This window comes from uncultured Lactobacillus sp., assembly GCF_947367125.1.
GTDB lineage: Bacteria > Bacillota > Bacilli > Lactobacillales > Lactobacillaceae > Lactobacillus.
This window is the reverse complement of sequence record NZ_CANBCQ010000053.1, coordinates 1-12,475: the sequence shown is the minus strand read 5'-3', so window position 1 is coordinate 12,475 and position 12,475 is coordinate 1. Positions and strand designations below refer to the sequence as shown.

Here is a 12,475-nt window from a genome sequence, read left to right as displayed (position 1 = left end):
AAAGGACGATCAAAACTCACTTAAGAATTTTGATCGTCCTATTATTATGGTCTAGGAGCTAGTTTTTTCCCAGACACCTTTGTTCTAATTACCCTTAATAACTACCTTAGTTCCATCTGGAATATGATTCATAATCCACTTAGAATCAGGTACACTTAAACGAATACAGCCGTGAGATCCTTGAGTTCTGCCCAATTTAGCTGCTTCTTTTAGGTTATAACTATAGTCCGCCTTTGTTGGCACAGAGTGGAATAAGTAAACATTATCCGGACTCCAACTGGTCCAATTGTTAGCTCCTTCACCTAAATTATAATTGAAGAAACTATCTCCACGACCGTTTTGAATCTTGTAAGTTCCAGTTGGCGTAAGGGATTTTCCCTTTTTGTAAATCCCTCCCGTAGATAACATTGTGTAAAGAACTTTGCCTTTTCTCAGCAAATAAGTCCGGTTACCTTTTAAAGATACTCGCAAGGTTAAATCTTGTTCATTTGGCTTAATTTTAGGATATTTTTTGATTTCACTTTTCTTTTTCCAAGTGCCAGCTTTACGTAAATCCTTAGGATCACGGTAAGGACGATACAAGGCACCATCATCTATCTTCTTAGCTTTTTTCTTAGGCTTAGTAGCTTTGGTTTTAGCCTTAGTTTGCGTGGTAGCTGCTTCTTGAGAGATATCCGACTTAGGAGCGCAAACTTTAGCTAAGCCAATAATTGCGCCAAAAGCAAGAACAATACTAGTCACACCAATAATAATGTTTTTCTTCATAAATATGTTAATCTTCTTTTTTATAATCGTGCTAATTGTCTATTGCTTCTTTTTTAGAAGCCTTACGTTAAAAAACATCCCTCAATCAATTAGGGATGCATAATTACTATTAAGATTTTAACATGTTTACACCATTTCTGAATACTTTTTCATTAATTTAGGCAATACTTTAGAAAGTTCAGTTGGCCGGACCACATAATTATCCTTGGCAATCAGGTCACCAGCTAAAGAATGTAAATAAACGGCTGCTTGAATCGTCTCAACTCCCGGGCCAAATTGGGCAACCAAGCCACCAATGATTCCAGCTAAAGTATCACCCATCCCGCCTGTAGCCATACCAGGATTGCCAATTGGATTAACAAAAATCTGTCCAGTGCCATCATAAATATGAGTGTGGTTAGATTTAAGCACCAAAATGGCATTGCTATCAGGGATTAATTGATTCAAAGCATCAATATTGGCACTATCTGTTTGAAACGGAATTCGAATTTGGCTAAGTCGCTGCCACTCCATTTGATGCGGCGTCAAAATTAAGTGACCCGCATTAGTTGGTAGCAAAGTTTTATCTTGACTGATTAAATCAAGTGCACTGGCATCTAGAACTACTGTCTGCTTTTCTGAAATACATCTGCGCAAGATAACTAAAATTTGTTTAGCAAGATCGCTCATCCCCAATCCAGGACCACAGATAACAACATCCATCTTTTTAATCAAATCAGCTAATTTAGTATCGCGCCAATCGATAAACATTGCTTCTGGCAGACGGGCATGCAATGCGCCTAAATTCAAAGGATGTGTAGCAACAGCAGTCAAACCAGCACCTGAATTAATTGTCCCTTCAGTTGCCATCAAAATTGCTCCACCGTAGTTTTCACTACCGCCAATTAAAAGCACACGACCATAATCGCCTTTGTGCGTTTGACTTTTTCTTTTTTTAATTACCTCTTTTAAGATTTCTTCAGAAATTTCAGCCATTCTTATCTGCCCCCGAAAATCCAGCGCCAAATTCTGACAAAGAAGTTCACCTTATTATTAGCTGATAAAGCCTGTGCCTTGACGTTCATCCCATTAGGATTGGACAATGAAACTATCTTTTCGTTACCAGATTTAAATTGATAATCACCGACTGTTTGCCCTTTCTTAATTGGTGCTTCTACAGATTTTTTATTCAATGATGCCACTAAAGTTTTACCATCAGCTGGATCCCAGATAGTGGTCTTTTGCTTAAGTCCTAAATTAGTGGTTGCGTTATCTCCATCAACTACCTTAATCGTCTTAGCGCCATTCATTTGGCTATCAGCAGTCATTGTTACAGGACGATACTTAGTAAAAACATAATTCATTAACTTTTTAGTTTGTTCAAATCTAGCTGGATCAGTTCCGTCACGGTGGCGTGCGCCCATTACTACAGTAATCAAGCGAGCACCATTATGTTGTACAGTTCCGATAAAACAAGCCCCTGCAGCATCGGTAGTACCTGTCTTTAAGCCATCAACTGGATAAGCTTGATCATATTGAGAAAGTCCCTTTAACATCCAGTTAAAGTTAGCCATCTTAGTTGTGTGACCAGCATCTTTAAAGTTTAAATGAGCTAAGCGTGTAGTTTCCAATACTTCTGGGAAGTCTGTGATTAACTTTTGACCGACAATTGCCATATCCTTAGCTGACATCGTGTTTTCTGCATTTTTATTTACACCAGGATAGGCATCTTTACCCAAATTACCATTAGGTAAGCCACAAGCGGTATAAATCTTAGCATCTTCAATGCCCCACTTCTTTACTTGAGCCCGCATTTGATCAATAAATGCCTTTTGTGAGCCAGCAATTGTTTGACCAAGTAGCATTGCGGCCCCATTAGCTGATTCAATTAAAGTTGCTTGATAAAGTTGTCTTATCGTATATGAGTGTCCTAATTTTAACGGCACATTCGAATATTCTGCATTATTGGCCACCTTTACAATCGGCGCCGTTGGTTTTACTTTTTGATCCCATGAAAGTTTATGATCTTTTATTGCTTGCAGGGTTAAATAAACTGTTATCAATTTAGTCATTGAAGCAATTGGCAAAGTTTTAGCCGCATTTTTGGCATATAAAATTTGACCTGAATCACTATCAATCGCAATGGCTGACTTTACATTTAGCTTAACTTGATCAGCCTGATAGCTGCTAGTTGTATCTGCGTTAACCGGTGTAGTCGCAAATACTGCACCACAAGAAAAAATTGATACTGCAGCAAGTGTGGTAATTGCTGCACGTTTTATTTTTTTGCTAAAAAACATGAATTTCCATCCTTTTTTATAATTAAAGTATTTTATGCTTACATTTTACCAAATATTTGGTATGATTATTCATGTACCAAAGAAAAATGCCCGCTTGGCGGAATTGGCAGACGCGCAGCGTTCAGGTCGCTGTTCAGGTGACTGAGTGAAGGTTCGAATCCTTTAGCGGGCATATTAAAGGACTAGCAGTATAGCTAGTCCTTTTTTGATTTTTAAATTATTACAATCTTTTTTCTTGCTGTATAATTTAGATAAACAATAGCACATAGAAATGAGGCTATTATTATGCAAAAGAGACTAACTAAATCAAACTGGTCGTCCTAACAGCATGGATGGTGAATTTAGTAAAAAGAATGACGAAGACGACACGAGTTCTGATTCAACTGAAAAATAGTGTTTAACAAAAAAGAGAAAGTTTTTATTGCAACTTCCTCTTTTTCTATACTCACATCTTATTCTACCCGTGCAATAGCCTCATGCACTTTAATATTAGTAGTATCTAATCCTGGAGTTTGTCCATGCAAATCAAAATCAACTTTTACTTCTGGTCTAAATAATAGAATATGAGTTGATCCACCAAAGTGGAACATCCCTAGTTGATCCCCTTTATTAACGTGCTGTCCAATCCGTACGGTAATTTCATTGTTAGAAACATCTCCCATACCAACAGCTACAAAGCACATCAACCCAATCTTAGGATTATCTGCTTGAATAAAGATAACTGCTCTAGTAGCTGTAGAAGTCAAAAAGGCTTGTGAATTATTAGCTGCAACCTTATCTGGACCATTTGGATTTTCAAAACCTTGAGCTAAAGCTTCACCATAATAAGTTCCATCCAAATTATAAGCTTTGACAATCTTACCACTAACCGGACTATTCCAGCGGTGATAGCTAAGAGCACTTAAAAAGGCTTGATACAAGGTCCCACCTTCAAATTTTGATGTCCATGGATCATTATGAAGCAAGTCAATAAGAGAATATGGTTGACCTTTAACCCAAAACTTTGCTTTAAGTGGTAAATCACGAGCAACACGATATGGAGCAGATTCACAGGCATTTACAATTACATCATCATCATCTGGAGAAGCAACTGGCCTGATACCTGGCTTAAACTTGCGTGTGAAGAAATCGTCCCAAGAAGTAAAACCTAACTTCTTGTTAACATCTGTAGATCGCACCGCAAACAAGTCTAAGAAATTATCTCCCTTAGCTTCTTTTGCCATTTCGTTCAAAGCATAAGGCGAAAGCCATCCTTTATCTGAAGTATTCAACACATATGCAGAAGCTTCACTTTGCAAATATCTTCCCCAATAATCCAAAATCCCCTTCATCTTGACATTCACACGAGGATCATTAAATAAAACATATCCTGCACGTGTTCCCATTGGATAATCCAGCACTGCATTAATTGGTGTACCAACTAACCCCGTTGTATTAAATTCTGGCGCACGTTGAATTATTCTATTAAGAACTAACAATAATTCGTGATAGTCCCTTACTTGCGGTGTTCCGGCCGGTGTATCAACATCTTTTTGTGGAATTTCATCGAACATCATTTCAAATAAATTCCAGATATACCGATCTGATTCAATCAGTTCCTTTAATGCCTGTACTGGTGGAAGCAAATTCTTATTCTCATCACTCTTTGCTTCTTCGTATATTTTCTTAACCCACTTATTTTCAAATTCTTGATCGCTAGGAAGCCACTTTCCTACGTTGAATCTGTGTCTCATCATAATTAGACCTCTCTATTTCTGTCAAATAATACTCTGTTATCTTTAGTATAATCCATTAGCGTATTCGCTTACACTTTAATGACTTTAACATATAAAAAATACCTCATAAGTATAAAAAAATTACACTATGAGGTATTTATTAAAAAGCCACGAAGCTCAAGCAAATTGAGCAGACATTTTAGAATGAAGAGGACAAGTCAGGCTGTTCGCAGAAAAACTCTAAAAAAAGAGACCACCCATCTATTTGATGGGTGGTAGGTCATTTGAATAATACTACCTCTTTTTTGCTTATATACATATCAGAATTTATTGTAATCTCTTTTAAAAGTGTATTAGAATCTATTTATACACTAAAAATGCACTAGAACTTAATTCAGAATAACCTATCAAGCTTTTTTAATTAATCATGTCTTTACTGTATAATTATAGGTACAGGAGATAGAAAATTTAGAAACGAGTTGATTATCATGCAAAAAAGACTTACAAAATCACAAAATAAAATTTTAGCTGGCGTCTTAGGTGGGATTGCCAATTACTTCAACTTGGATCCTGCTTGGGTTAGAATCATTGGCGCTGCCTTAATTCTGTTCACTGGTATTTTCCCTGGAATTGCTTTATACATTATTGCTGCCATGGTAATGCCTGAACCTGGTCAAAGCTCTCCTAAAGCTGAAAAACATACAGCAGATTATCAAACTGGTCGTCCGAACACAATGGATGGCGACTTTGCTAAATCTGATGATCAAGATAAGGAACAAAATCCAAATAAAGACGATCAATCAGAATAATGAATGCTATAAGAGAGGTCCTTGGCAGGGGCACAAAGTTGATTTATTAAAAAATCAACTTTTTTTATCCAATCAAATGCAATCGCTTTCAATAATCGACGTTATGTGCTATGTTAACAGTGTAAGCAAAAATAATTGAGTTAATAGATAAATATTCCGATTATTTATCTCCTAGATGAGGAGATGGGAACTATGATTACTATCGTTGGCATTATATTTTTAGCCCTTGAATTAATAGGTGTTATTGCCTTAACAGCAGTCGAGCCTAATTAGTTCTATCGCAAATTAACTTCTAAAATATTTAGTAACATATAAGAAAGCCGCTAGACCATTTTCAGATATAGCGGCTTTACTTTTTTATTTCCTACTTATTTTTCATCCTTATCAGGCTTAGCTACCATGTCATAAAGGGATGAAACAACATTCGTTAATTCTAGCATTGCTTTTGAATAATCAGCATCATCTTTTTCAGAAGTAGAGATATTTGCTTTGATTTTGTCTAATTTTTCTTTAGTTAAATTATTTTGCAAGTGCTTCCTTCTTCTCTATTGTAAACCAATTAAATTCTTTTTTATAACTCTATGGGTATCTTCTTTGCATACAATCAAAAAAATAAAACCAAATTGCCATCACGACAATTTGGTTTTATTAAGCATGAATATGAAATCTATTTAAAATACTTTCAACTTTGCTGCCCAAAACACTTTGAGCCAAATCAGTCTTCAAGGTAACTAAACCATAGAAGATCACGCCAACACCGACTGCTAGAATTACGATAATCAAAGCCGCAATCCGGTGATCTGGATTCAAGAATTTACCCAAGCCAAATTCCACTAGCTTAACAATCACAAACATACCAATTGAGAAGGCTGTGATTCCTAATAAGCGTCGGCTCGTTCGATTCAAATTAAAATTGTATTGAACTTCCAAGTGCTTCAAGGCCAAAAATACGATGACCAGCAGTCCCAGGTTGGTTGCAACTAATGGACCATAAATCTTAAACAAAAAGATCATCGGATATTGCAAGATTCCCTTTAGAATTAAACCTAAAATTAAGTATTTAATTGCCAGGCCATTTTCTGACAAACCTTGCAAGATCGCCATTAAGACAGTGAACAAGCCTAAACTAATTGCTGTAAATGCTGATACGTAGAGGACATTACTCCCCAAAGCATCCGGGCCGTAAAAGATCGTGTACATTGGACGACTGATGGCCGCCATCCCAAAGGCAGCTGGGATCATAACAAACAAGAACAAGTCCATAGTATTGGCAATTTGATGCGAAATACTCTTATAGTCACCTCTGGTATGGGCTGCTGATAAAAGCGGAATCGCGGTTACTGCCATCGCACTGGCCAATGAAACGATAATCATGATCAACTTATTGGCATTTAAGCCAAATAAAGCGTACCAGTCTTCAATCGTATCCGAACTAGCGTGAACTAGACTGGCAATCATTGGGTGGAAGGTATATTGGTCAACCAATGAGAACAAGGTAATTCCCGAATCAATAATAATGAAAGGAATTGCTTGAGCAATAATTTCACCAAATAATTCAGTCGTTGAGACCCGCAGGCGGTTATTAGAATGGGCAACCAAATAATCTAGCTGTTTTCTTCTCGAAAATAAAAACCAGATCAGTAAGCCGATCCCAAATAAGGCACCGATAGCAGCGGCGAAGTTCGACTGAATAACCGCATGAACATATGAGCCGTGCTGCAGTTTCATAATTACAAATGCCGTTAAAAGCATCCAGACTACCCGGGCAAACTGCTCAACGAACTGCGACATCGCACTCGGCATCATGTCGGCATACCCTTGGAAGTACCCTCGCATAATACTCAAAATTGGAATAATCAAAATCGCATAAGACAAGCTGCGCATAACCGCGACCTGTCTTGGGTCACTTTGGCTTCCGTTTGAAGCTAACAGCGGCGAAGCAAAATACATGATCGCAGCTGAGACAACACCCAAAATAGTCATTAAAATTAGACCTTTGCGAAATAATTTTCGACCAATACCATATTCGTTTAAGGCGTTGTACTTAGCTACTTGTTTGGCAATCGCTCCCGGAATTCCGGCTGTCGAAATTAAGATAAAAATTGTATATATATTATAACTACGTGCCGTCAAAGCATTCGCAATGTTCCCGTAGGGGCCCATCCAGGCATACCACGGAATAATATACAAAGCACCCAAAATTCTAGAAGCAATCGAGCCAAAGGTCATCCAAGCAGACCCTTTTAGAAAAGTATTTTGTGTATCTTTGCTATTTAAGTTATTTTCTTCTTCCATGAAATTTTTCCCAATATATGAATTAACTATTTAATTGTCACGCAATTTAAACAATAAAATAAAGCTCTATTGTTCTTTTAGGAAAAACTTAACTTATTTAGCAACGATATTAACGATCTTGTTTGGAACGACAATAACCTTCTTGACGTCTTTACCTTCTAAGAACTTCTTAACGTGTTCAATTTCCATAGCTTGCTTTTGCACGTCATCACGGTCGGCATCCTTAGGAGCTTGGAACTTGCCACGCAACTTACCATTAACTTGAACCATAATTTCAACAGTTGATTCAACCAACTTAGCTGGATCGTAAGTTGGCCATTTAGCATAAGTAATTGATTCATCATGACCAAAGACTTGCCAGATTTCTTCCATCATATGTGGTGCAACTGGGGCTAAGAGCTTAACAAAGCCTTCTGCGTATTCGCGTGGAATCGTCTTAGCCTTTTGCGCTGCATTCATGAAGACCATCATTTGACTGATAGCAGTGTTAAAGTGCAAAGCATCAAAGTCTTCAGTAACCTTCTTAACAGTTTCCGCATAAACCTTATCAAGCATGCCATCGTTTTCGTCAACGATTCTTTCTTGTGGGATTGCCTTAAGGTCAAGATCGTTAACAAACAAGCGCCATACCCGGTCTAAGAACTTCTTAGTTGAAGCTGGGCCATTATCATCCCAGTCAATTGAAGCATCAAGTGGACCCATGAACATTTCGTACATTCTAAGTGAGTCTGCACCGTATTCATCAATCACTTCATCTGGATTAACTACGTTACCTTTTGATTTAGACATCTTTTCATGGTTCTTCAAGATCAAACCTTGATTGTACAATCTTTGGAATGGTTCCTTGGTTGGAACAACACCCAAGTCGTAAAGAACCTTGTGCCAGAATCTTGCATAAAGCAGGTGACGAACTGCGTGTTCTGCCCCACCAATGTAAAGGTCAACTGGAAGCCACTTCTTCAAAAGGTCGTAGTCAGCCAATTCCTTATCATTGTGTGGATCAACGTAACGTAAGTAGTACCAACTTGAACCAGCCCAGTTAGGCATGGTGTTGGTTTCACGCTTACCCTTGCGACCATTTTCATCAACTACGTTTACCCAGTCAGTCAAGTTAGCAAGTGGACTTTCTGGCGTACCTGATGGCTTGATGTCAGTAGCGTGTGGCAAACGAAGTGGCAGTTGATCTTCTGGTACAAGTGAAGTAGTGCCATCTTCCCAATGGATTACTGGAATTGGTTCACCCCAGTAGCGTTGACGACTGAAGTCCCAGTCACGCAACTTGTAGTTAACCTTCTTCTTACCACAGTTGTGATCTTCAAGCCATTCAATCATGCGTTTCTTAGCTGCTTCATTGTCTAACCCATCTAAGAATTCAGAATTGAAGTGCTTGCCGTTGCCAGTGAAGGCTTCTTTTTCAATATTGCCACCTTCGATAACTGGATTAATTGGCAAACCAAACTTAGTGGCAAAAGCATAGTCACGATCATCGTGAGCTGGAACAGCCATTACAGCACCAGTACCATAGCTAGCTAAAACATAGTCAGAAATCCAGATTGGAACTTCCTTGCCATTAACTGGGTTAATTGCGTAAGCACCAGTGAAGACACCAGTCTTATCTTTGTTCAAATCAGTTCTTTCAAGATCTGACTTAGATTCAATCTTCTTAATGTAGGCATCAACTGCCTCCTTTTGTGCTGGCGTAGTAATTTCTTGTACTAACTTGCTTTCTGGAGCAAGTACAGTGTAACTTACGCCAAACAAGGTATCCGGACGAGTAGTAAAGACATCAAAAGTTTTATCGCTGTCTTTTACCTTAAAGGTAACTTGTGCACCCTCTGAACGACCGATCCAGTTACGTTGCATTTCCTTAACTGGTTCTGGCCAGTCCAAGTCGTCAAGATCTTCAAGCAAACGATCGGCATAAGCAGTCATCTTAAGCATCCATTGACGCATGTTCTTGCGGTAAACTGGGTAACCGCCACGTTCAGTCTTGCCGTCAATAACTTCTTCGTTAGCAACAACAGTACCTAGATCTGGTGACCAGTTAACTGGAACTTCAGCTTCATAGGCCAAGCCCTTTTTGTACATTTGTTCAAAAACCCATTGGGTCCACTTGTAATAATTTGGATCTGAGGTAGTCACTTCACGATCCCAATCATATGAAAAGCCTAACTTATTCAATTGACGCTTGAAGTTGGCAATGTTGTTCTTCGTAACAACTTCTGGATCTTCACCAGTCTTTAAAGCATATTGTTCAGTTGGCAAACCAAATGCATCCCAGCCCATTGGGTGAAGCACATTATAACCTTGTGCGCGCTTCATTCTTGAAACAATATCAGTTGCCGTATATCCTTCTGGGTGACCTACGTGCAGACCTTTGCCAGATGGGAATGGGAACATATCTAAGGCATAATAATTCTTCTTATTAGGATCAGTTCCTGTCTTAAAAGTATCATGCTTTGCCCAATAATCTTGCCATTTCTTTTCAACTACTTTGTGGTTATACAAGCCTATTCTCCTTTACTATCAAAAAACGCCCTATGAAAAAATCATAGGACGAATTATCGCGGTACCACCTAAGTTTCACTAAATTGTGACACTTAATTGCTCCTTAACGCGGATGGCAACGCTAGGTTTCATCACGAGACAAGTTCACAATCTTATTTTAAGACTTCACAGCAAGCAGTCTCTCTCTGAAAAAATATCCTTGTTACTACTTCTCGACCTTTATTTTCTTATAGATAATGATTATAATTTACCACAAATGCTAAAAAATACAAGAGGGAGTGCTTTTTTGATTAATACAAAACAACCACCAAAGGATACCTTGATACCTGGTATCATCTTCGTGGTTATTTATGCTGTCTGGGCCGCATTAGTTTCATCCGGTTCACAATTCATTCATAACTTTGATAACACGGTAATTAAGATTATCTGCAACACCAATCCGGCCAATGTCGCCTTTGCCAAAGATTTTACCAATTTGGGCAATACTAGCACTATTACAATTGAGACGATTATTTTATTTATCATACTGCTAGTTTTTAAACAATATGCTTATGCTTGGTTTACTGCCGGCGTCATGATCTGTGCCAACGGCTATAACTGGATTATCAAGCATGCCGTAATGCGCCACCGGCCAACGGTCAAGCACCTAGTTTATGCCGATGGTTACAGTTTTCCATCAGGACACTCAGTTGGCAGTGCCGCATTATTCGGAATTTTGATTATTTTAACTATTCTTTTAGTGAAGAGTAAGTTTTGGAAAACTTTACTAATCATTATTTGGGCCCTATTTCCAATTTTGATCGGTTACACTAGAATTTTTGTTCACGTGCATTATCCATCCGACGTCTTCGGTGGTTGGATTGAAGGAATTACCTTTGTTTTATTAGGTTATTCCTTCCTTTATCACTTCTACATTGAGCCAAAAATGCTGGAAATGAAACGAAAGCAATAGCAATGGCAAGTTAAAAGGACATCACAGCGATGTCCTTTTTTGTCTACCGTATTTTGGCAGGTAAATGTACTTTTTGAAAAATTGCAATTAAATTCTTTAATGTTGGTGACTTCTCCTCACTTCTAGTTGCAATGAAGCAGGATACATCCATCAATTCTTGTTCTAAGGGTAATAAATTAAGTGGTAATTGTTCCATCCGCTTAATTACGCTAGCTGGCGCAATGGTAATTCCTACGCCGTGAATTGCCAAATTAGTCGCCGTAATCATGCTCTTAGTCTCTAAAGCAAGATTTTCTTTTAAATCTAAATTTTGAAACAAACCATTCACTTGGTGCCGGATAGCTGATTCAGGTGAGCATAAAACCAATGGCTCTTGCAAAACTTTTTGTAAATCAAGCTCATCAAAATTCAAGATAAATCTACCTGCCTGATAGGATGGTGAAGTCGATGGAATTACTACGTAATATTGCTCTGGATTACTAGTTACCACATCTAAGCTGGCATCAAGTACCGCCGGGGTTTGCCCAATGTAGCAATCCAGTTCACCATTAAGCAAGCTTTTTTCATTTTCTTGGGGAAGTTTTTCAAACAGTTGAACTTTGACATTAGGATTTTCTTTTAAAAATAGGGGCAAGATTTCTGGCAGTAGATATGTGCCTAAACTTTCCAAAATACCAATTTTTAACACTTGCTGGTCAGGATGAGTATAGACCTCCAGTTGACTTCCTAATTGTTGTTTTTCAAATGAAACCCGCTCAAGATATTGATAGTAAACTAAGCCAGCAGGAGTTAAAGTATAAGGTCGCTCATCCCGGTTGATGATTTTAGTACCGAATTTTTTCTCGATTCGACCAATTAGCTGCGTCAAATAAGGCTGTGAAATGTGCAGCTCCTTGGCTGCTCTAGTAAAGTTACTTTCTTTTAATAGAACATCTAAGAAATGTTGCAATTCTTCTGGATTATTCATTTGACAGTCCCCCCGTTTAATCAAATAAAAATGATAGCCTAATAGCTATCATTTTATCTTATCATCTAAACATTTTTAATAAAGTTTTCCAACTCTGCCTTAGAAAAGTCGAGACTGTAAAATAGTTTGTGTAAGGATGAATGATTCCTTAAATTTATTTCTTTAAACATTAGAAAAAGGAGTTC

At 38.0% G+C, this 12,475-nt stretch carries 10 protein-coding genes, 1 tRNA gene and 1 other annotated feature; of the genes, 3 read left to right on the top strand and 8 right to left on the bottom strand.

Annotation, left to right across the window (positions count from 1 at the left end):
- Positions 1–84: 84 nt before the first annotated feature.
- From Q0Y84_RS11515 to Q0Y84_RS11505, 3 genes are all read right to left on the bottom strand, one after another.
- Positions 85–765 (bottom strand): L,D-transpeptidase, encoded by a 681-nt coding sequence (locus Q0Y84_RS11515; protein ID WP_297953856.1) that lies wholly within the window; start codon positions 763–765, stop codon positions 85–87.
- A 126-nt stretch (positions 766–891) separates the two neighbouring features.
- A complete protein-coding gene (locus Q0Y84_RS11510) occupies positions 892–1,740 on the bottom strand; it encodes an NAD(P)H-hydrate dehydratase (protein WP_297953854.1) in 849 nt (282 codons plus the stop codon).
- Positions 1,741–1,742: 2 nt separating this feature from the next.
- The gene (locus Q0Y84_RS11505) at positions 1,743–3,044 is read right to left on the bottom strand and encodes a serine hydrolase (RefSeq protein WP_297953852.1); all 1,302 of its coding nucleotides are present in this window, start codon (positions 3,042–3,044) and stop codon (positions 1,743–1,745) included.
- A gap of 88 nt (positions 3,045–3,132) precedes the next feature.
- On the opposite strand from Q0Y84_RS11505, the gene Q0Y84_RS11500 reads away from it, so the two are divergent.
- A tRNA-Leu gene (locus Q0Y84_RS11500) sits at positions 3,133–3,216 on the top strand.
- Between the two features lie 280 nt (positions 3,217–3,496).
- Here Q0Y84_RS11500 and Q0Y84_RS11495 read toward each other — a convergent pair.
- Positions 3,497–4,780 (bottom strand): phosphatidylserine decarboxylase family protein, encoded by a 1,284-nt coding sequence (locus tag Q0Y84_RS11495; protein ID WP_297953851.1) that lies wholly within the window; start codon positions 4,778–4,780, stop codon positions 3,497–3,499.
- Positions 4,781–5,247: 467 nt separating this feature from the next.
- Between Q0Y84_RS11495 and Q0Y84_RS11490 the strand changes: the two genes are divergently transcribed.
- Positions 5,248–5,568, top strand: a complete 321-nt coding sequence (locus Q0Y84_RS11490; protein ID WP_297953849.1) for a PspC domain-containing protein — start codon at positions 5,248–5,250, stop codon at positions 5,566–5,568.
- Positions 5,569–5,936: 368 nt separating this feature from the next.
- Here the strand turns inward: Q0Y84_RS11490 and Q0Y84_RS11485 are convergent, their stop codons facing one another.
- From Q0Y84_RS11485 to leuS, 3 genes are all read right to left on the bottom strand, one after another.
- Entirely contained in the window at positions 5,937–6,098 is a 162-nt protein-coding gene (locus tag Q0Y84_RS11485; RefSeq protein ID WP_297953847.1) for a hypothetical protein, read from the bottom strand.
- 118 nt (positions 6,099–6,216) lie between these two features.
- Positions 6,217–7,863: a polysaccharide biosynthesis protein gene (locus Q0Y84_RS11480; protein WP_297953845.1), complete on the bottom strand. Its 1,647-nt coding sequence runs from the start codon at positions 7,861–7,863 to the stop codon at positions 6,217–6,219.
- Between the two features lie 93 nt (positions 7,864–7,956).
- The gene (gene leuS / locus Q0Y84_RS11475) at positions 7,957–10,371 is read right to left on the bottom strand and encodes a leucine--tRNA ligase (RefSeq protein ID WP_297953842.1); all 2,415 of its coding nucleotides are present in this window, start codon (positions 10,369–10,371) and stop codon (positions 7,957–7,959) included.
- A 41-nt stretch (positions 10,372–10,412) separates the two neighbouring features.
- Positions 10,413–10,599: a binding site (T-box leader), on the bottom strand.
- A gap of 58 nt (positions 10,600–10,657) precedes the next feature.
- On the opposite strand from leuS, the gene Q0Y84_RS11470 reads away from it, so the two are divergent.
- Positions 10,658–11,323, top strand: a complete 666-nt coding sequence (locus tag Q0Y84_RS11470) for a phosphatase PAP2 family protein (RefSeq protein ID WP_297953839.1) — start codon at positions 10,658–10,660, stop codon at positions 11,321–11,323.
- Positions 11,324–11,366: 43 nt separating this feature from the next.
- Here Q0Y84_RS11470 and Q0Y84_RS11465 read toward each other — a convergent pair whose 3' ends face one another.
- A complete protein-coding gene (locus Q0Y84_RS11465; protein WP_297953837.1) occupies positions 11,367–12,290 on the bottom strand; it encodes a LysR family transcriptional regulator in 924 nt (307 codons plus the stop codon).
- Positions 12,291–12,475 lie beyond the last annotated feature (185 nt).